Annotated in this window: 23 protein-coding genes and 1 riboswitch; of the genes, 8 read left to right on the forward strand and 15 right to left on the reverse strand. The window is 44.5% G+C overall.

The genetic code is table 11. From position 1 onward, the window contains the following. Positions 1-37: 37 nt before the first annotated feature. The 7 genes from B8880_RS06145 to B8880_RS06175 form a co-directional block, all read right to left on the reverse strand. Complete coding sequence (locus B8880_RS06145) at positions 38-1006, reverse strand: PDDEXK nuclease domain-containing protein (protein WP_084256745.1); 969 nt, start codon at positions 1004-1006, stop codon at positions 38-40. A gap of 4 nt (positions 1007-1010) precedes the next feature. Then, a complete protein-coding gene (locus tag B8880_RS06150; RefSeq protein WP_084256746.1) occupies positions 1011-1274 on the reverse strand; it encodes a hypothetical protein in 264 nt (87 codons plus the stop codon). Positions 1275-1287: 13 nt separating this feature from the next. Next, complete coding sequence (gene glyQ, locus B8880_RS06155; RefSeq protein WP_084256747.1) at positions 1288-2196, reverse strand: glycine--tRNA ligase subunit alpha; 909 nt, start codon at positions 2194-2196, stop codon at positions 1288-1290. Positions 2197-2345: 149 nt separating this feature from the next. Continuing rightward, the gene (locus B8880_RS06160) at positions 2346-3023 is read right to left on the reverse strand and encodes a DUF799 domain-containing protein (protein ID WP_336244926.1); all 678 of its coding nucleotides are present in this window, start codon (positions 3021-3023) and stop codon (positions 2346-2348) included. Continuing rightward, on the reverse strand, positions 3020-3391 hold the full coding sequence (locus B8880_RS06165) for a DUF4810 domain-containing protein (protein WP_115306339.1): 372 nt from the start codon (positions 3389-3391) through the stop codon (positions 3020-3022). The genes B8880_RS06160 and B8880_RS06165 overlap by 4 nt, the downstream gene beginning before the upstream one ends. Positions 3392-3400: 9 nt before the next feature. Then, on the reverse strand, positions 3401-4069 hold the full coding sequence (locus tag B8880_RS06170; protein WP_084256749.1) for a CsgG/HfaB family protein: 669 nt from the start codon (positions 4067-4069) through the stop codon (positions 3401-3403). Positions 4070-4139: 70 nt separating this feature from the next. After that, positions 4140-4637, reverse strand: coding sequence for a YbhB/YbcL family Raf kinase inhibitor-like protein (locus tag B8880_RS06175; protein WP_084256750.1), 498 nt, complete (start codon positions 4635-4637; stop codon positions 4140-4142). A 149-nt stretch (positions 4638-4786) separates the two neighbouring features. Further along, a riboswitch (TPP riboswitch) is annotated at positions 4787-4884 on the forward strand. Between the two features lie 88 nt (positions 4885-4972). Between B8880_RS06175 and B8880_RS06180 the strand changes: the two genes are divergently transcribed. From B8880_RS06180 to B8880_RS06215, 8 genes are read left to right on the forward strand one after another with little or no spacing between them, the layout of a single operon-like run. After that, a complete protein-coding gene (locus tag B8880_RS06180) occupies positions 4973-5707 on the forward strand; it encodes an ABC transporter ATP-binding protein (protein WP_084256751.1) in 735 nt (244 codons plus the stop codon). Further along, positions 5694-6449, forward strand: a complete 756-nt coding sequence (locus B8880_RS06185; protein WP_084256752.1) for an ABC transporter permease — start codon at positions 5694-5696, stop codon at positions 6447-6449. The genes B8880_RS06180 and B8880_RS06185 overlap by 14 nt, the downstream gene beginning before the upstream one ends. A gap of 23 nt (positions 6450-6472) precedes the next feature. Further along, positions 6473-7126, forward strand: a complete 654-nt coding sequence (gene tenA, locus B8880_RS06190) for a thiaminase II (RefSeq protein WP_084256753.1) — start codon at positions 6473-6475, stop codon at positions 7124-7126. A gap of 27 nt (positions 7127-7153) precedes the next feature. Beyond that, positions 7154-8098 (forward strand): ABC transporter substrate-binding protein, encoded by a 945-nt coding sequence (locus tag B8880_RS06195; RefSeq protein WP_084256754.1) that lies wholly within the window; start codon positions 7154-7156, stop codon positions 8096-8098. Positions 8099-8133: 35 nt separating this feature from the next. Beyond that, a complete protein-coding gene (thiM, locus tag B8880_RS06200) occupies positions 8134-8979 on the forward strand; it encodes a hydroxyethylthiazole kinase (RefSeq protein ID WP_084256755.1) in 846 nt (281 codons plus the stop codon). Then, entirely contained in the window at positions 8966-9796 is an 831-nt protein-coding gene (gene thiD, locus B8880_RS06205; protein ID WP_115306454.1) for a bifunctional hydroxymethylpyrimidine kinase/phosphomethylpyrimidine kinase, read from the forward strand. The genes thiM and thiD overlap by 14 nt, the downstream gene beginning before the upstream one ends. Before the next feature lies 1 nt (position 9797). Continuing rightward, the gene (gene thiE / locus B8880_RS06210) at positions 9798-10457 is read left to right on the forward strand and encodes a thiamine phosphate synthase (RefSeq protein ID WP_084256757.1); all 660 of its coding nucleotides are present in this window, start codon (positions 9798-9800) and stop codon (positions 10455-10457) included. A 7-nt stretch (positions 10458-10464) separates the two neighbouring features. Further along, entirely contained in the window at positions 10465-11688 is a 1224-nt protein-coding gene (locus B8880_RS06215) for an NRAMP family divalent metal transporter (RefSeq protein ID WP_084256758.1), read from the forward strand. A 723-nt stretch (positions 11689-12411) separates the two neighbouring features. Here the strand turns inward: B8880_RS06215 and cas2e are convergent. The 8 genes from cas2e to cas3 all read right to left on the reverse strand — a co-directional run bounded on the left by cas2e (position 12412) and on the right by cas3 (position 21095). Continuing rightward, positions 12412-12696, reverse strand: a complete 285-nt coding sequence (cas2e, locus tag B8880_RS06220; RefSeq protein ID WP_084256759.1) for a type I-E CRISPR-associated endoribonuclease Cas2e — start codon at positions 12694-12696, stop codon at positions 12412-12414. Next, positions 12674-13552 carry a type I-E CRISPR-associated endonuclease Cas1e gene (gene cas1e, locus B8880_RS06225; RefSeq protein ID WP_084256760.1) on the reverse strand — a complete coding sequence of 293 codons (879 nt, stop codon included), beginning with the start codon at positions 13550-13552 and terminating at the stop codon, positions 12674-12676. The genes cas2e and cas1e overlap by 23 nt, the downstream gene beginning before the upstream one ends. 10 nt (positions 13553-13562) lie before the next feature. Continuing rightward, positions 13563-14288: a type I-E CRISPR-associated protein Cas5/CasD gene (cas5e, locus tag B8880_RS06230; RefSeq protein ID WP_084256761.1), complete on the reverse strand. Its 726-nt coding sequence runs from the start codon at positions 14286-14288 to the stop codon at positions 13563-13565. Continuing rightward, positions 14281-15330, reverse strand: coding sequence for a type I-E CRISPR-associated protein Cas7/Cse4/CasC (cas7e, locus tag B8880_RS06235; protein WP_084256762.1), 1050 nt, complete (start codon positions 15328-15330; stop codon positions 14281-14283). Before cas7e ends, cas5e begins: the two co-directional genes overlap by 8 nt. A gap of 15 nt (positions 15331-15345) precedes the next feature. After that, complete coding sequence (cas6e, locus tag B8880_RS06240) at positions 15346-15993, reverse strand: type I-E CRISPR-associated protein Cas6/Cse3/CasE (RefSeq protein WP_159460728.1); 648 nt, start codon at positions 15991-15993, stop codon at positions 15346-15348. Next, positions 15986-16501: a type I-E CRISPR-associated protein Cse2/CasB gene (casB, locus tag B8880_RS06245; protein WP_084256764.1), complete on the reverse strand. Its 516-nt coding sequence runs from the start codon at positions 16499-16501 to the stop codon at positions 15986-15988. Before casB ends, cas6e begins: the two co-directional genes overlap by 8 nt. A gap of 3 nt (positions 16502-16504) precedes the next feature. Then, positions 16505-18040 carry a type I-E CRISPR-associated protein Cse1/CasA gene (gene casA / locus B8880_RS06250; protein WP_084256765.1) on the reverse strand — a complete coding sequence of 512 codons (1536 nt, stop codon included), beginning with the start codon at positions 18038-18040 and terminating at the stop codon, positions 16505-16507. A 412-nt stretch (positions 18041-18452) separates the two neighbouring features. Next, complete coding sequence (cas3, locus tag B8880_RS06255; RefSeq protein ID WP_084256766.1) at positions 18453-21095, reverse strand: CRISPR-associated helicase Cas3'; 2643 nt, start codon at positions 21093-21095, stop codon at positions 18453-18455. Positions 21096-21099 lie beyond the last annotated feature (4 nt).

Here is a 21099-nt window from a genome sequence, read left to right on the forward strand (position 1 = left end):
ATTTCTCTTTCTAAATGTGGGATCACCACGCTATGTATTAATATTTTGCTTTATAAACTGCCGCCGCTTCTCGCACTTGCAGAACACTAGTCGTCAATTGCCGCTCCAATTCTTGTTCGGTTGGTAAATACGCGACGTATTTTGAGCTGAAAATCTGTTTTCTGTCGGCAAGCACCGAATATTTCGCCACCGCTTCACTCTGCTCGCTGCATAACACTAACCCGATGGCCGGGTTATCATCTTCGCCTTTAAATTGCTCGTCATATAGACGCACATAGGTATCCATTTGCCCGATATCTTGATGCTTCAATTTGCCGATTTTAAGGTCAATCAATAAAAAACATTTCAGTTTGAAATTATAGAAAACCAAATCAATATAAAAATCTTGCAGATTAGAGATAATCGCTTGTTCTATTTGATTTTCTTGATAAGTTTTATCTTGCAAGTTCAAGAAATCTAAAATATAGGGATCACGCAGATAATCTTGAATAGTTTCTTTCAGCGGTTCGGTTTTTTTCTCGGCTTCCTGTGCCACAACAGCTTTATTTTGGCTTGCCAATAAGCGTTCGTAGTATAAAACGGAGATTTGGCGATCCAAGGCTCTAGCAGACCAGTTATTTTCAATCGACTCTCGCAAATACCATTGTCTCGCTTGCGGATTTTCGATACGAATTAGACTTCGATAATGTGTCCAACTCAATTCGCGACGCACTGCGTCGCGAATTGGAAACACTAAATAAAACAAGCGCATATTACGCAAATTGGTAACATCAAATCCCTTACCAAACATGTCCGTTAAGCGTTGAGAAATCTCTTGTAACAGATGTTTTCCGTATTGCGCGCGCTGTTCGCCTTGTTGCTCATCTTCCACAATCAAACGTCCGATTTCCCAATAGCTTTGCACCATCGCGATATTCACCGTCTGCCGCACTTGCTGGCGTGCGGCGGTGATAATATTCGCAATATTACTGATTAATTGGTGCTCGGTCGTTTGCAGCGAATTCATAGACTTAACCCAATCGGCGTTTTAATTCATCGAGTTCAAGAATAACCTCGCCATTTACCAGCAACAACGCCGGAATGCCGATATAACCATTTTGTTTCGCCTCATCAAAAGTGCGGTCGCTATCGCGCAGTTTTAAAAAGCGTTTAAAATTTGCCATACTTTCAAAGATATTCACACTTTCATACTCGACCTTTAAGCCGTTTAATTCCGCCACAAACGGCTCGGTGTCCGGGCAAAGATGCGTGAAAAACAGAACTGGCTTCGTCATATTTACCTACTTATTATTTATTGCAACCGGGAAAACCCAAGGCTTCGCGCGAAGCGTAATAGGCTTCGGCAACGCCTTTGGTTAAGGCGCGAATGCGTAAAATATAACGCTGGCGTTCGGTGACGGAAATCGCTTTGCGCGCGTCAAGCAAGTTAAAGCTGTGTGCCGCTTTCAAAATGCGTTCGTAAGCCGGTAACGGCAACGGTTTCTCCAATGCTAACAGTTGTTGCGCTTCTTTTTCGTATTGCTCGAAGCAGTAGAATAAAAACTCGGTGTTAGCATATTCAAAATTATACGTCGATTGCTCCACTTCATTTTGGTGGAACACATCACCGTAAGTGGTTTTGCCCAGCGCACCGTCCGACCACACCAGATCATACACGCTGTCCACACCTTGAATGTACATCGCCAAGCGCTCTAAACCGTAGGTGATTTCGCCGGTCACCGGTTTGCACTCCAAACCGCCGACTTGTTGGAAATAGGTAAACTGGGTCACTTCCATGCCGTTCAGCCACACTTCCCAGCCCAAGCCCCACGCACCTAACGTCGGGTTTTCCCAGTTGTCTTCCACAAAACGAATATCATTTTGCGTCGGATCAAAACCGAGCATTTTCAAGCTGTCTAAATACAGTTCCTGAATGTTATCCGGTGACGGTTTGATCACCACTTGGAATTGGTAATAGTGCTGCAAACGGTTCGGGTTTTCACCGTAACGCCCGTCTGTCGGACGGCGCGACGGCTGCACATAGGCAAACGCCATCGGCTCAGGCCCTAAGGCGCGCAAGCAGGTCATCGGGTGCGATGTGCCTGCGCCCACCTCCATATCAAAAGGTTGCACCACCGTGCAGCCCACGTTTGCCCAGTATTCTTGCAGGGCGAGAATCATACCTTGAAAGGTTTTTACGTTAAATGTTGAACTCATATCGGCTTTTTTATGTTAGTTGAGTTAAGAATAGAAAATGGCAGACATTATACTTTAAAATCACTGGATTTGTTGTAATTTCTTCCGAATATAAAAAACGATCGGCGTTTTTACACCCCGATCGTTTTTAAGCCCAGATAAACAAGTCGTTACCGTGCGTTTAGCTGCGGATCTTTGCCGTAGTGCGGTGAATAAGGTCCGTACAACAAACCGCCGTTATAACCGCTGTTGAGCAAACGTTGGCTTGCCAGCACCGAAATATTGAAACCTTCGTCGGCAACGGTGTTGATAATCTGTTTAACCGCCGCCGTGATTAAGGTTGCAATAGGATTACCGGCGTTGCTGTTCCCTTGTTCGCTGCTGGAGGCAACGGCTTTACCGCTCCATAACACCGCCCCGTTACGCAAATCGACCAGTTTGCCTTCCACGCTGACTTGAGTGACACTGTCGATCACCATATACGTCGAGCCGTATTGGGTGACATTCAGATAAAGTGCGGTATCCGCGCCGAAAATCTCTTGCAATTTTTTAGCGGAAACCTGCTGAATATCATGCCCTTCATACACACCGTTATGACGGAAAGTGTCATTGGCAAGCGCAACCGGAAAAACATAATATCCCGCTTCCGCCAACGGTTTGACCGTATTCGCCAATACCGCACTTGCCGCTTTCACTTCGGTCGATTCGTTAGTCGGCATCAACACCAAAATCGAACGCGGTTTGCTGTTTAAAAAGTTTGAGTAGTCATAAGGCTCGCTATTTGTCGAACAACCGGACAAAACAGCGCCGATCAAAACAAGCATGAGTATCCATAATGTTTTCATCATTTGCCCCCTCTTTTCTGATTTTGTAGGAAGTGAATATATTGCGCCGATTCAGGAAATGCTTGTTTTTCCAGATTAAAATACTCCTGCGACTTACTCCAGTCGCCTTGTTTGGAGTGCAATAATCCTAATTGCGCATATAAACCGGGCGGCACTTTTTTGCCTTTTTGATTCGCTTCCGCCAAAATTGAGTCTAAGGTTGCAATTTGTTCGGTTTCATCGCTGCCGCTATTCATATAATCATACAAACTCTGGGCATAACTATTGCCTTTCCAAGCGTAAAGATCAGTATTCGCCGCACAGCCGGCCAAAAATAACGCGCAACAACACACCCCTGCTTTAACAGCAGGTTTTAATACATTTTTCATCATGACCGTCCCTTACTTACTCGGCGACCAAGCACCGCTCTCCATTCCGGTCACCAAATTATCAACCGCTTCACGAATAGCCAAGCTCAACACTTTACCGTTTAGGGTCGAATCATAGCCCGCCGTACCGCCGAATCCGATCACTTCGCGGTTGGATAAACTGTATTCGCCCGCCCCTTGAGAGGAGTACACCACTTCGGAGGTTTGCACATCGACGATATTCAAATTCACCCGGGCATAAGCCACTTGCGATTTGCCTTTGCCCAAAATTCCGAATAACTGATGATCGCCGGTGGTTTTGCGCCCGAATTCGGTGACATCACCGGTAATCACATAACGCGCACCTTTGACATTTTGGGCGATTTTTTTCAGCTGCGCTTCGTTTTTAATCGCATTCATATTGGTTCTGTCCAGCACGGAAAAACGTCCGCTTTGCTGTAAATCGCTCATCAACAGCGTTTGCGCCTGACTGCCTAAACGATCGACACCGTCTGAGAAAATACCGTTTTGATAGTCCGAACGGTTATCGAACTGTCCAATTGCCACCGGCACTTTAACGCCTTGATACACGGTTTTCGACGCAGCGACACGCGGCGTTTCTACCGTACGGGAAGATTCCGTGGCACAACCTACCAAGAGAAAAGCACTTGAGATCATTAAATAGCGGGATAATTTTTTCATATAATTCCTTATTATAATTGTTAGTTTTTTAATAAAAGCAGCATACTCAAACTCTCGGATGATAAAATTTTTATTTTTTATAACAACCAACTAAATATGCCTGCGCTAAGATATGCCCCTGCATTCCAAAATGCAAATCATTATAATTAAAACCTTGAGCTAGATCTAATTTACAGTCCAACGCATAGACATAAAGCTCATAACGGTGATCGGCATTCGGCGGTGCCATGCCGCCGTAAAACGAGGCTTCTTCCGCCGATAAGCCGCCCAATTTGCCCGACCAACTGTTTCTGCCCTGCACATAATCGGTGGCGGAAATGCTGTCGTTTTCCGGCAGCGAAGTGCGGTTCAGATTGGCAACCAACCAATGAATCCACACATAACCCGCCGCCCCGACAGCGTCTTTATCTTCCAACACCAACGCAAACGACTTTGTGCCTGCCGGCGCATCGCTGATTTCCAACGGAATCGAATAGTTCGGCATTCCGTTTGGGCTGAATTGTGTGCCGCGCTTACCGTATTTGTCGGCAAAATAACCGTTTTCAATTGCTGCACTGCTGACTTTCATTTTTGCTCCTCCGTTCAACTGATCAAAATCCGAATTTATCTTAGCACTAATTCTCAATCCTATAGGCTCTGCCAGTCGCAAGATTTGATCAACTTCAAATTTATTTAACAAAACAGTTGTGTTTGCAACGCAATTTTTATAGATTAAACGTCCACTAGTCGGGGTGCTGCTTTTTTGAAGCGGCTGAGATTAAACCCGTGAACCTGATCCAGTTAATGCTGACGTAGGAAACTATTATGCTGATGTCAAATCAAACCGCACTTTCTCTTTTCTTCGATTATTCTCTCTGCATAACATCCGCTTCATCGCATTAAGCGCCGTGAGTGGTACGCACGATGAATGCTGTTGAAATTCGTCATTTAACCCTCGCTTTCGAGCAACAGCCGCTGTTTGCCGATTTTAATTTTGCTTTGCCGCAACAACAGTGGACGGTGCTGCTCGGATGTTCCGGCGTGGGCAAATCCACCTTGCTGCGTGCGATTGCCGGCTTGGAGAAAACGGCAATCCGACAAGGGCAGATTCACTTTCCCCGTCCGCTTAAACTGGCGTGGCTGGCGCAGCAGGATTCGCTCTATCCGTGGCTGTCGATTATGGATAACGTGCAGTTGGAGCTACACCTCAAAGGCGAAAAAAGCGCCCAATCCCGACAACACGCCGAGCAGTTACTATGCGCGGTACAGATGAAACCGCACTTGCATAAACGCTGCCACCAACTCTCCGGCGGGCAACGACAACGGGTCGCGCTGGCGCGCACTTTAATGCAAAACGCCGATCTGATTTTAATGGACGAACCCTTTTCGGCGTTGGACGCAGTTACCCGTCTGCAATTGCAGGATCTGGCTTGCGAACTGCTGCAAAACAAAACCGTATTGTTGATCACCCACGATCCGCAAGAGGCGATCCGTTTGGGCGATCGGATTTATGTGCTGCAAGATCCGCAGCTGCCGTTGGGCGAACCGCACTTTCCACAAGGGCAGAAACCGCGTTGTTTAAACCGACAGCCGCAATCGGCATTGCAACAAGCGCTGTTCGCGCAACTTTTGCAAGGAGCGAAACATGGCGTGGTTTAAACAGCTCGGTAAAATCCTATTGCTGACCGCACTTTTGCTGTTGCTGTGGCAAAGTGCGGTCAGCCTGCTGGCGTTGCCGCACTATATGTTACCGTCACCGACGGCGGTTTGGTTGCAACTGCAAAAACATCACCTATTGCTGTGGCAGCACGCCCAAATTACCGCACTTGAAATTCTGCTCGGCTTAACCCTTGGTTTTTTACTCGGCTTGGGTTCGGCGCTGTTGCTTTCGCTTTCCGCGCCGATTTCCGCTTTTTTGATGCCGTTACTCGTCATTTCGCAGGCGATTCCGGTATTTGCTATTGCGCCGCTGTTGGTGCTGTGGTTCGGTTACGGCATGGCATCGAAAATCGTGATGACGGTGTTGATCATCTATTTTCCGGTCACCGCCGCCTGTTACGACGGGCTGCGCAACACACCGCAAGCCTGGCTGGATTTAGCCCACAGTATGCAAATAAAACGTTTACCGTTGCTGTTCAAAGTGCGGTTGCCGGCAGCCCTGCCCGCGCTGGCTTCGGGGCTGCGCATTGCGGTTTCGGTTGCGCCGATTGGCGCGGTGGTGGGCGAATGGGTCGGATCGTCACAAGGTTTGGGCTATCTGATGCTGCACGCCAATGCGCGAATGCAAGTGGATTTAATGTTCGCCGCCTTGTTTTTACTGCTCATCATCGCCCTGTCGCTCTATTTTTTGACCGACTATATGCTGCGCCGTTTGATTCCATGGGCTTCGCATCTTCGTTAATGGATTAATCTAAAAGGAAAAACATGTCTATTTGTCAACAACTGATTGAAAACGCCCAACCTTATTGGCAAGCCTATACCGAACACGATTTCGTGCGGCGGCTTGCCGACGGCACACTGGAGAAACGCTGTTTCCAGCACTATTTAAAGCAGGATTATCTTTATCTGTTCCAATATAACCGCGCGCTGGCACTGGCATTGTTCAAAGCGGAAAATTTTACGCAAATGGAAGCCGCACACCAATCGATCAGCACGATTTTAGCCGAAAGCAAATTGCATATTCAATTCTGCAAAAGTTGGGGAATTGAGGAAACGGAACTGTTGCAAACGCCGGAATCGGCGGCGTGCGTTGCCTACACCCGCTATGTGTTGGACTGCGGCATCAACGGCAGTCTGGCGGATCTGTATGCGGCGATTGCGCCCTGTGCACTCGGTTACGCCGAAATTGCCCGCTGGATCGTCGAACAACAACTCAGTCCAGCGAATAATCCTTATCAAGACTGGATCGACACCTACGCTGCCGCTGATTTCCAACAAGCCGCCACGCAACTCGGCGAACTACTCAACACATTATGTGCCGATTTAACAGCCAGACAACGCACTAAAGTACAACAGATTTTCACCACCGCCACCCGCATGGAAATTGCCTTCTGGCAAATGGGATTGGATTTAAGTTAATCATATCAAAGGAAAAAGGAAATAGAGATGAAAAACAGCACATGGTTTACCCTCCTGACCGCACTTTTACTGCTAAGCCAGCCGTTACAGGCGAAAGAGAAAATCACGCTGCTACTGGATTGGTTTGTCAATCCCGATCACGCCGCATTGATTGTGGCGCAACAAAAAGGCTTTTTTGCCGCCCACGATTTAGACGTTGAGATTATCGAGCCTGCCGATCCGTCAATGCCGCCGAAACTGGTCGCCGCCGGACAAGCGGATATCGCAGTCGACTACCAGCCGCAGCTGCAAATGCAGGTCAGCGAAGGCTTACCGTTGGTGCGAATCGGCACGCTGGTTTCCACGCCGTTAAACAGTGTGGTGGTGTTGGAAAAGAGCGGTATTCAATCCATTGCCGATTTGAAAGGCAAGAAAATCGGTTATTCGGTCAGCGGTTTTGAAACCAGTTTATTGAAAGCGATGTTGGCAAAACACGGTTTGAGTGAAAAAGACGTTGAAATGGTCAATGTCAACTGGTCGCTGTCGCCGTCGTTAATCAGCGGACAGGTCGATGCGGTGATCGGCGCATTCCGCAATTTTGAGCTGAACCAAATGGATTTGGAAAAACAGCCCGGTTTGGCGTTTTATCCGGAAGAACACGGCGTGCCGGCTTATGACGAGCTGATTTTGGTTGCCAATAAAAACCGGCTTGCCGACAAAAAATTGAGTGCGTTTTTAAGCGCACTGGAAGACGCCACGATTTATTTGATCAACCACCCTGAGCAGGCTTGGCAAGATTTCGTCAGCTATAAACCGCTGGAGCTGGATAACGAACTGAACCGCCTTGCTTGGCGCGACACCTTGCCACGCCTGAGTTTGCGTCCGCGTGCGTTAGACAATCAGCGTTACCAAAAAATGGCGGAATTTATGCAGCGACAGGGTTTAATGAAAAACGTTGTGCCGTTAGCGGATTATGCGCTGCAGTTGCCATAATTTATACAAACTATCGAGAGAAAATGGAGAATAAAATGCTTAAAACCGATTATTTAAACAAAATCCGCCGACAGAATCCGCTGATTCACAATATCACCAATATTGTGGTCGCCAATTATGTTGCCAACGGTCTGCTGGCGCTGAGGGCATCACCGATTATGTCAAGTGCGGTCGAGGAGATGGACGAACTGGCGGCGATTTGCAATGCGCTAGTGATCAATATCGGCACGCTGACCGCCGATCAGGTCAAGGCGATGTTGCAGGCTGGCAAAGCGGCAAACCGACAAGGTATTCCGGTGGTGCTGGATCCGGTCGGCGTGGGCGCCACCCGTTTCCGCCAGCATACCGTTGCCCGTCTGTTGGCGGAGGTGCAATTCAGCGCCATTCGCGGTAATGCCGGCGAAATGGCGTACCTCGCCAATGTCACTTGGCAAAGCAAAGGGGTAGATGCCGGACAAGGCAGTGCGGATTTGGACGATATCGCCAATATTATTGCGCAGCAGCACCGCTGTGTTGCCGTGATCAGCGGAGCGACCGACGTGATCAGCGACGGCACGCGGCTCGCCAAAATCCACAATGGCACGCCACTGTTCCCACGCATTACCGGCTCAGGCTGCTTGCTAAGTGCGGTCTGCGGTGCATTTTTGGCGGTTGCCGATCCTGCCGACGCCTTCTCCGCTTTAAGCGAAGCCTGTAGCGCTTATGCCATTGCCGGCGAACTGGCGGCACAAGGTTTGCAACCGAATCAAAACGGACAATTTTATACCGCACTTTTGGATCAACTGGCGGCATTGCAAGCTGGGCAAGTGCGGCAATTAGCCAAACTACAACTGGCAGAATTAAATCCGAAGGGAGTGAATGATGAAGATGAAGAAGTGTAATACCGCACAAGCCATGACGATTGCCGGCTCAGACAGCGGCGGCGGTGCCGGCATTCAGGCGGATCTGAAAACGTTCCAAATGCGCGGCGTGTTCGGTACGACGGCGATCACCGCCATTACGGCGCAAAATACCTTAGGCGTGTTCGATATCCACCCGATTCCGCTGAGTACAATTGAAGCGCAGTTAAAAGCCATTGCCGAGGATTTTGAGATTCGCGCCTTTAAGGTCGGCATGCTCGGCACGGCGGACATTATCGAATGTGTCGCCGACAATGTCCGTCGCTACCATTTCGGCAAAATGGTACTCGATCCGGTGATGATTGCCAAAGGCGGTGCACGATTAATGCAACAAAGTGCGGTGCAGGCGCTGAAACAACATCTCATTCCGCTGGCGGACATTATCACGCCGAATTTGCCGGAAGCGGAAGCTCTGACAGGCATTCAAATTATTGATCAGCGCACGGTGGAACAAGCCGCCCGTGCCTTGCAACAATTGGGCGCAAAAACGGTGGTGATCAAAGGCGGACACAGCGGCAATTCACAAAGTGCGGTTTGTCGCGATTGGGTTTTTCCCCCTGCACAATATTTTAATCTGGAAAGTCCGCGTTACCCGACAACGCAAACTCACGGCACCGGTTGCACCTTTTCCGCCTGCATCACCGCCGAGCTTGCCAAAGGGCAAAACGAATTGGTCGCCATTCGCTTGGCAAAACAATTTATTACCGCCGCAATCAGCAAACCGCTGAATATCGGACACGGACACGGCCCGACCAACCACTGGGCATTCTCTTTTTTGCCGCGTTCGGGGGCACGCTGATATGCGCGATATCCGAAAAATGCTGACCGTGTATTTTATCGCCGGTACGCAAGATTGCCGCCACCTCAACCTGCCTGCCGAACAAGCGCTATTATCGCGGTTGCAACAAGCCTTAAAGTGCGGTGTCAGCTGTTTTCAATTGCGTGAAAAAGGGCAATATGCACTGCAAGATCCGGCTAAAATCCGCCAATTGGCGGAAAAATGCCGCGATCTGTGCCGGCAATATCATGTGCCGTTTTTTATCAATGACGATGTTGACCTCGCCTTAAGCCTGCAAGCTGACGGCGTGCATGTCGGGCAAGACGACCGCCCGATCCGACAAGTGATCGATCAATGTCAAGGCAAACTGCTGCTCGGGCTATCAATCAATACGCTGCAGCAGGCAAATCAAAACCGCACTTTGCACGAAGTGGACTACTTCGGAGTCGGTCCGATTTTCAGCACGCAATCGAAAGCCGATGCCAAAGCGGTGGTCGGCTTGGATTTATTAAAACAGATCCGACAACAAGGCATTGCAAAACCGCTGGTGGCGATTGGCGGAATCACGCCCGAAACCGCACTTTCGATCCGTCAGGCCGGAGCCGACGGGGTTGCCGTGATTTCGGCGATTACCCAAGCACAAGATATCAACACAACCATTCTTCGTTTACAAGGAAACTAGAAACCCGATGAAATCCTTCACCAAACAATTCGGCCCCGGCATTATTATGGCTTCGTCCTGCGTGGGCGGCTCGCACATTATCGCTTCTACCCAAGCCGGCGCTTATTACGGCTACCAACTGGCGCTCTTAATCGTTGCCGTCAACCTGCTGAAATACCCGTTTTTCCGTTTTGCCTTTGATTACAGCGCGTTGAATAATAAAAGTGTGTTGCAGGGCTACGCCGAAAAAGGCAAGGGCTATCTATGGCTATTTTTGACTTTCAACCTGTTCGCCACCATGGTCAATGTGGCTGGCGGCACATTGCTGTCGGCAGTATTACTCACTATGCTGATTCCCGGCGATATTCCGCTTAATATTCTCAATATTATCGTTCTGTTCAGTTTTCTGGCAATTCTGTTCACACGCCAATATCCACGCCTTGATAAAGTCTCGAAAAGTATTATGTTTCTGCTTTCGTTAATCACCCTGATTGCGCTGTTAATCGCATTCAGCCGCCAAACCAGCAACATCAGCCCCGATTTTGTCGCGCCGTCCGCTTGGACGCTCGGCGCTATTCCGTTTTTAATCGCCCTGATGGGCTGGATGCCGGCACCGATGGAGTTGAGCGTATCCAGCTCCCTTTGGGTCATGGAAAAAAGCCGCCTCGATCCAAGCTACCGCCAAAAACGCCTATTGGACTTCAACAGCGGCTATGCCGTCACCATTATCCTCGCCTTAATGTTTATGGCGCTCGGCGCATTGGCGCAATACGGCAAACCGACGCCCCCTCTCGCCGGCGGGCAATTTATCCGCCAGTTCGTCGAGATGTACGCCTTAAGCATCGGCGAATGGACACGCTGGTTTATGGCGTTGGTCGCCTTTATCTGCATTTACGGCACCACCATCGTCGCCGTGGACGGCTACTCACGCTGCAATCAGCAAACCGTCGCTTTATTACGCCAAAGCGCAACACCAAGTGCGGTCAGCGCACATCATGACAAAGCCCTGCGCTACTCCATGCTGTTCACCACCCTCTCCGCCTTTATCGTGATTCAGTTTTTCAGCAGCGCCATCGGCAAAATGATCCCCTTCGCCATGACCGCCTCCTTCATCTCTGCCCCAGTGTTTGCTTGGCTTAACTTTAGCCTCGTACGCCAGGATAAACAACAAAAAGGCTGGCTGACGTATTTGGCGTGGGCAGGAATTGTGTATTTGGTGGCGATGGTGGGGGTTTATTTTGTTTATAGATAAAATCATTAAAGTATGTCATATATTTAAAATATCTACTATTTTCATAGAAAAATAGCACCTCAAATAGTTGATATTTGCAGAAATGCGAAACACCTCCATGTGCGTGGCGAAAACGCTGCTCGGTGGCGATGTGGTCTTCATAGTAGAAATACCTCCACATGCGTGGAGAAAACTCACCGGTAATCGTGGTTTGTGGGCAGCTGATAGAAATACCTCCACATGCGTGGAGAAAACACAGTTGCGAAAAAATCGGGTGACTGCTTAAAGGAAATACCTCCACATGCGTGGAGAAAACAGGCTAGTCGCATAGCTAATCGTGCGTCTGAAGGAAATACCTCCACATGCGTGGAGAAAACTAGTTCACTTTCCGAACTAGTCCGATTTCTGAAGAAATACCTCCACATGCGTGGAGAAAACTATATTTCCCTTTGGCTTGACACAGGGCGAGAAGAAACACCTCCACATGCGTGGAGAAAACTGGAAACACTTTGTCTATTTTTTAACCCAACTGGAAATACCTCCACATGCGTGGAGAAAACTTTGCTCAGTATGTGTTTGTTGTGAATGCGTTGGAAATACCTCCACATGCGTGGAGAAAACCGCTCATGCTGTTACCTCTTCATTGGTTTGTGAGAAATACCTCCACATGCGTGGAGAAAACACCATTATATTGTTAAAGAGCATAGCTTTTAACACTATATTTTGGGATTACGGGCTATAAAGCTATTCAATAAATTTTTCGATCACTAATTGTAAACCAGAAATGCTAATTAGCTCCCTCTTAGTATGACCTAGAGTACGAATCTCATAACCTGGAGCTTGGGGAATTTTTCTAAAAATAATCAATCCACTTTCTATTGGACAATGTCCTAATAGATATTCGGTAACAGTCTTAGCTACAGAATCTTTTATTCCCGAAACAAAAACATTAGGACGTGGTTCAATAAACCATAATTTCATACGCCCACGAACTGCTGGAGGTAGATCATTTGCTAGTACGACCAGCATTTTTTCGTCCCCCTAGTAACTCAATGATATCCAATCCTATTTGCGTTAATAACTCAGATTCAATTACACGCGTTCTAAAAGCAGACGAAACCTGATGCTTATCGTACATTCCTGCCATTTCTTTCGTTAAGGAAAATGCCAAATCAATACATAGGTGCTCTTTATAAAGATCGGCCAAATCATAAACAAATGGTAAAGGGCTACCGGAGTGGATAAATCCGATATAAGGAGAATATCCCATACTGTGTATCGAAGAGCATAAAATTCCATAAAGAGCAGTATTAGCTGCAGTCAACACCTGATTAGTCAAATCGCTTAACTCAAATTTATTGGGTATATATTGGCGACCTTTCCAACCCACCTGATAATATTCTGCTTTGGTTTGATATAAGCTTCTGACCCGCTGCCCTTCAAGTCCCATCATCTCTCTTAATGTTTTACCACTTAAGTCAATATCAGGGAAACGTTTCTCAAATAATTTACGCGCAATCTCCAAAGACTTTTTGGGATCAGCAGAGAGTTGCATTTGACGGCGAAAATTACGAGAATCACTGGTCGGAGAAATCCCAGAGGCATAATACAGTAAGCTATCTTCCCCAACCCAACATAAACCACAATTAGCCGTAGCAATCACTTTCACTGCCTCATGTGTCAAACTGGTTCCCGGACCAAGTAATAAACAATTAATATTAGCAATAGGTAAACGAACTACATTTCCATCACAATCGAGCCATTTGACACTGCTATCATCAATTTCCAAACGCCCTCGTTCAAGGTAAAGATAAGGATATTTATCTTTCACCTGAGGCAGAGAATCCCGGGTAATTTTCACTAATAATCGTTTACTATCAGCCATCAATGAAGCCTTATGCGTAAATTTCCGAAATTACTGTTACAAATCGATCTTGATATTGTTTATTTTCACCAAAACAAAGTGGAACATCATTCAATGTGAAAGTATCACCTAAGTCAGAATAACTCCCCTGAATCACACGAAAACTAAGATATCTTGATTTTTTATTTTTAATTAAAATAGTTTCTACGGCAGAGAATGCTTGCATTGCATCAGAGAAAGTACCTTGATAAATAAATTCACTTGGTACACAACATTTACGTCCCAAATAAAGATTCCATACTGGGTTTTGTAAAGCATAAATAATAACATCTAATTGTTTTATCGGCACTTCAAGCGCTACTGCGAACGCCATATCCTGCAAATAATAACGGTAAGTCAACTTTGCACCACCACCAACAGCAGGTTTTCCTTCGCTAGTCTTGGGAATCAACATTTTTTGCCAAGGATCTGAATCATCAAAGCCACTTCCCACCATATGGAAATCTCTTAGCTGTGTCGGTGTGAGCTGACAACCCTTCCCATTTTTTTGAGGATACGCCGCCACTTGAAGATCCAATTCAGAAAATAGGGACAAAAATTCTCGTTGCTCACCGCCATAACCTAAAGCACAACAAAGCAGTCCCAAAACACCTGATTTTGTCGGAAACGATAGTGTTTCACGTCGACCAAATTTTGAATCAAATCCCCAAGATTGCAATGGACCTTCCAGCCATAACAAAATATAAGGGTTATTCATTCGTTACCTCAACATGTTTAACTAATTCTGCCGTTAATTGATCAATGTTAAAATTCTCATCTTCACCAAAATCGTATTCAGCAAGTTTACCAAATAGCGATGCCGACAACTTTTCTTTATGAGCAATATATTCTTTTAATGCCCAGATACTCGGTTTTAAATAACCCTCTTGCTTTTCTGCTTTAACCGCACTTTCAAATGATGCCTGTAAACCTTGCCCTTTTCTCACTAAAATTTTTGCATATTCCCACCCACAAGCTCCAGTTTGTGTGGTTTGACGGGCTGATGGAACGGCTAAATACAAGGCTTTTGTAAAGGCTTCGACTGCTTTATCCAAATCCTGCCCTTGTAAAGTTTGATTCAACTGCCCTAAATCCAGGCTGATATAACGGTAATAGGTCGCAGAATTAAATTCTAGTGCTCCCATATGTGCCGAGCCTGTTTCCTCTTCACCCAATCGGTCATCAAGCGCAGTAAAAAAATCAATTTCCGAATTAACTTTATGTGTCGAGATAGCATGCGCAAAAGAAACTGACGCTTCGACATTTAACTCTGCAGCTTGAGCGACCATTCTGCCAAATAATGCAATATCTAAACCATCTAAGGCAGGGTTAAATACCTTTTTAGCAATCTTATAAATATCTTTATCCTTTAGTTTTTCATCATCAAATTCTAATTGTTGACAATAAGCAGCAAAAGCCTCCGCCTCTTTTTCTGTCATAAAATGCAAGGTATCCTTACTCAAAAAAGAGGCGACTTTTTTACTACATTTTTCTGCTTGCTCGGCGTTAGCGCCCTGAGCCAAGCAAATCTGTGAAATCCATTCCGCAATTTTTTTCGTCCGTACGGCTAACTTGATTCCCATATCAGCCAACATTAATCGCACTTGACGCTTCCAACATTGTGAACTGACTCTTGCTCTCATCACACCACCAATCAAAGCAGATTTAGGTGCGCCAACATCATCACGATTTAAACAAGTAACCGGGAAAGATTGTAAAATATGAAATTCGATACGGATATTCTTCAATGGATTCGTCATGTTATGCTCCTAAAATCAAATAGAAAATAAATTATCACTAAGTGGTACCAGCTGTAATAATCCCAGACCAAAACTACGGCCCCGGCCAATACCATATATAAAACTATTGGAAAAAAGCTGGTGATTTTGAACCTGTAAAACCCCTTGGAATGTCACCGCATTTAATGTCACTGTTTTCTCATTTTTACTAAAACACATGACATTATGAGCGTTAATTTGTAGCATTCTTGGATCAGCTTGAAATCCCCAATCTGCATTCTTTTGTAAAAACCAAAGTAGTATTTCTTCTTTATTTTTTAGAGGAATAATTTTTTTACTTCGATTAATACGTTTAGCGACATTCATACGGATCTCAAACCGATAATTCCTGTGATTTAAGAATGTCTCCGGGATAGATTTCGTTTGAATATTTACCTGATAATTCCCAATTACTGATTTGGGTGGCTGTTGTGACAGTAAAATAACCTGCTTAACATACTCCTTTTTGTACAGGTCAAATGCACTGCCTTTTTCACAAAATAAGAAACGGCGCTTTTCCGCCAATTCATCTTTATCAAATAAAGAATAAATAACTTTATGCAAGCCATATTGATCTTTAATAGAAAATTGTTTAATGTCTTGACGGCCTAATTTTAATACGCTGGCATACAAAGAATTATTCATATATTGACTCCTGGTTACGATAAAAATCCATCGCCCAATCTCGTTTGGTTTGTTCATTAAACCAGCATAAATTAGCTAACAATCGTACATAATCTAAGTTTGCTGCAAACCCCTTTGCCCTGATTAAACTGAATATAGGGCGTAATGCCGCGCAAATTTCAGTAGTATTCTGACACGCAAGCAAACGCCGTAATTTAATTTTAGCCGGTTCCTCCTGGTTGCCTACTGTATTTGCCGTGTCATAACATTTTGATAATACTCGCCCAATACCTAAATCACCATTTTTAAGAACCTTCCCATCTGCAATCGCCGCTGCAATATAGGCATATGGCAAACGCTCATAATCTTTTGTTAAATCGATAAATCTGACTAAAATATCCCAACTGTAGTACTCTGTATTTGGATTATCTGCACGCTTTATTTTTGCTGCAAATCCTTTATCGTTCTGACACTGCGTTATAATATAGTCAACAAAATCTTGCATTTTTTCTGATGGTCGTAATGTCATTTTTTATCCCCCTTCTGATGAAATTTTGGTAAAATGCGGGCGATATTTTGCCCAAATTTCCATCTGTCTACTCGTTTGAGTCATCGTATTTTGATCATAAATCTGATAAGCATAATTGACGAAAGTGCGGTACAACTGATTTAACGGTTCCATATTACATGTTTGGTCATCAGTCACCTGTTGACAGGCAAGAATCAAGTTTTGCACTTGCAGTTCGCAGAGTTGCCAAAACTGATTCGTTGCCATTCCAGCTTGCCCTGCACCATCTAATTTCTGTTCAGAATAAAATTGGTTAACACATTTATACACAGTACTTGCATATCTATCTAATTGCCCCATCGCTTTTTGCCACTGCTCAAACCACGTTTGTTGGAAGCATTCCTTATACAAGAAGGTGGTTGATACAACAAAATCATCCAGACCTGAAACATATTGCTCTCCGGCATTACTACTAACACGCAAGCCACCCGACCAAATCCCAAACATTGAACATTTAGTTTTTACCCGACGAGCAGGCAAACTTAACTGTATACAATTAAATGTTGTTTGCTCTATGAAGCTCAAAAGTGCAGTTAACTCCCTCCAGGGTCTCTTTTCCGGATTCACCCATAATACCTTTCCATCTTTTCCACTAAGGTTAAGCGCAACCGTTGGATCCGCTATTTTTTCTACTTTATGACTATAATGCTGAATCCCTTCACTATAGTGCAGTCCATTCTCAGTCAATAAACAAAAACGGCCTAACGGTATCAAACGCCCCATCAAGGAATCTTTTAGTTTTCTTGCAATGTCATCATCTTCCCCTGCCGGCATATGTTCCCATGGGGCAACACCCACCCCTTCATTAAAAATTTTGAGGTGTTGAATATCTTCATGAGTCAATAAATTGAGGTAAATAGTTTCTAAAATTGACGAGCCGACATAATAACTGTGCAGCATTCCCATAAACCCGAGAGAAGAGCCCGTTTTCCCAGTTGTTCCCTTGCCATTATCCTTCGTTTTCCCTCGATAATCAGGCGTTAATACTACGGTATTGTCCGTTTTCTTTCCACCTAACGCAAACCCCATTAATACAAGTAATAACAAAGCTTTATCCGCATCAGATAATGGTTTTTGCTGTTGGATTTGAGTCAGGATTGTGGTATTCCCCGTTGATATTTCAGGCTGCACAGCACCAAAATCCTGAAGCGCGGCACATCGAATCGCTGGTACTTGTAAAAACGGTTTCTCACCATAAAGATAAAAATGTTCCCGCCAATGCGCTAAATATTTAAGACAGTTTTGCCCCAATTCATCCAGACAATAATCAGTCCAATCTTGGTCGTTTTGCGGTGTATATGCCGATTGCGCTATTGCTAGAAAAAATTTGATCAATGCGATTTGCTGAATGGCATTGCCACCTAAGGTGGGTAGCGTTGGATCGCTAAAAATTTGTTGTAAACTGACGAGTCCACGATTAACAACCGGAATCCAAGGAGAATCAATAAGATTAAATCTAGATTGTCGATGAAGAGCGTGATCTTCAATCGTATTTACCATATAGCCTCCCGTACGTTTTAAATATAATATTACGATGACAATATTACACTATATATCATATCGTTAACGTTACTAAGATCACAAATATCAATTCTTTGATAAAAGATTCTTCCTACTCACTTCCACCAGTTATATTTTCTTAAAAATACTTTTATAAACACATGAAAAACTGACATTAAATTAAATATAACCAACTGTTTTGTCTACTATGCTAAATTATTTATAATTAACTTTCATGTGAATGAAGAAGCTTTATCTATGCTATAAGACATAGAAACCACCTCTTGCTACGAAATAACTAAACAGGAAATTAAATTAATTCTTATACAGTTATAAAAAAGCGTACTATACTCATAATTATTATTATACTAATCCTTTTTCTCTTCAGCTTTCCTACTTATTAAACCCATTATTAGTCATTCCCTATTATCAAACCTAAGTGCGGTTGGTAATAAAGCGGTTTTCTTAGTTCTAAGGGAAACATATTGCTTCCTCGCAGGCATCCATCGTCCGCTACAATCGCAACGAGAAGAGCCGCTTCCGATTCCTTATTATTAAAATGCCCTAAATAACAATAATCTCGCAAAAATTTCAAATTGCCAATCAATTGAGCTTTAGGTGCATTAACAATATTAATACTGACTATTTGTCGGATTAACTGTGCTGCATACTGCTTTTGCTGCTTGGGGTGTAATGAGCGTCCGTTTAAAGGTAATATAACAACAGAACCATCAAGGAAAGTTAATTCTGTTGCTTTGGATTCTGCTAATAGTTGGATTTTACTGAGTAATAAAATCTCTATGTTATCCTGCTCACTAAAACGTGTTTGAACCCTATCATCATTTTCTGTTATTCCAATATTCATCTGCGCAGCTAATGCCAATTTACGCAACTGTTTTCTACCATATGTATGTGGCCTCCCATAAGCTCTACACCCCTCTTCCAATTCGTCTTTCCACTGTGCCATCTGACCATGCTCAGGCTGTTCAAGATAAGTTGCCTCTAAAAGTTCTCGGATATCATCAGGTAAAACTAATTGGTTTTTATGCTGCCAAACAGCTAAACTTCGGCAAAGTATATAAGGTGCATAAACAAATGCAGAAACACCAAATGCATTAATCGGATTATCAACTGCACTACCAAGCTCCGGCACTAACAACCAAGCCTCTGCGTTAGCACTTTGCACTCTAGGTGTGGCTTTATGACGCCATAAACGCCCCAGCCGTTGTAATAACATATCTGTTGGTGCAAATCTTGAAATTAAAAAATCCGCATCAATATCTATCGATTGCTCCAACACTTGGGTTCCGACTAAAATACGTCCTTGCTGTAAACGTACAGGCTCTTCCAGCCCTTGCCATCCTGATTTACCAAATAAATCTATCCATTGCTGCTCATGCCGATTTCTGTCTAATGCCGTAAAACGGGAATGTAATAAACCGCACTTTATTCCTAATCCAGCACTACGAGCTGCTAACATTCGATAAATATTTTGTGCTTCCGCAACGCTATTTTCAATCCATAACACCTGTTGTCCTTGTTCAGCCCGCAATAATGCCTCCTCTATTGCCTTAGTATCTACTACACGGCTGATCCGAATACATTGCCCCTCCGGCTTCTCCGAGGTTAATGTGGTAATTTGTTCTCCATTCACTGCCGTAATCATTGGATAAGGTTCTATTTTTTCAGATATCGACGATTGTCCGTTTAACGGTAGTCCCAACAATTCGTGGCGACGATGACGAGTTAAAGTAGCACTTAAAATTAATACACTACATCCCAATTTTCTTAGCTCTTCTATCAAACGCTGTACCAGCATACCGGTATAGACATCGTAAGAATGAATTTCATCTAATATCACCACCTTTCCGACCAAGCCGAACGCACGGACAAATCCATGCTTTACCCGCATTACGGACAATAAAACCTGGTCGATAGTCCCGACTCCAAACGGGGCTAAAACCGCTCTTTTCTTTTGATTAAACCAAGAGCCTGCAACCGAGCCGTCTTCTCCCATTTCAAATTGCTGTAACCACGCACTACCATGCACTAATAAAGCCTCTTGATGAAAACTTTGTAATGGTATAATTTTCTCTAAAAATTGGTTTACACGTTGATAAATCTTGTTAGAGGTCAATTGGGTAGGTAAAGCGAAATAGAAGCCGTTAGCTTCTCCACGCTGCAACAAATTATAAGCTGCATATAACGCAGCTTCAGTTTTTCCTAACCCCATAGGCGCTTCCAATACATAACAACCATTTTTTTTCACAACATCCATCAACTGTTGTTGTATCTGGTGCGGTGGAAAACCGAAAACATCTTGAAAGATCAATCCGCTATTAAACCGTAAAGGGATATATCCCGCTTCGATTACTGCTTTTTCAATATATGACTGCCATGGTTGCTCCGGATCTTCAAATAGTATCCCTGAGCCAATCCAATCGGCCACAGTAATAAGTCCGGATACAGCTAACACTTGCTGCTCATTTTGCAATTCAGGAAAATCACATTGAAAATGCTGTTTTAATGCTTCAATTAATTGTAAACGCTGCTGATGATATGCTTTACCACCTAGCATTTCTGTATTTTCAGGATCCGTAATATTATTTTTAGCTTTACTAGGATAACTACCATGATGTTGTCCTGCCGCTCTTGCGGATTTTTCCCCGATTAACGGTAAGAGAGTAAGAAAAGTAACACCGCCATGGTAATCCCAATTAGATTCGTCCGTATTGACATCTAATGTCGGATCAAAGACTTTACGTAATTTATTTTGAAAACGTAATGATACCTTACCAATATCATGACTTGCTGCCAGTAATTCGGTACCCGCAGGAAATAAGGTTGCCCGAATGGAAGAAGGTATTTGTGCCAATAATCGCTTTGCAATTTCACCAACAATAATGCAATGCTCCAATATCGTCCTACCCGCAACATAGTTACCATTCACTAATCGTCGAGTTTTTGCCAAGCAGGTCAGATAAGAAACTGAATGTATGTTTTCTGAGGTGGGCAGGCGGCCTGATTTTAGTTGGGCAGCAAGAAAAGCACACATAAAA

It is taken from the genome of Pasteurella testudinis DSM 23072 (assembly GCF_900176075.1).
Classification (GTDB): Bacteria; Pseudomonadota; Gammaproteobacteria; order Enterobacterales; family Pasteurellaceae; genus Chelonobacter; species Chelonobacter testudinis.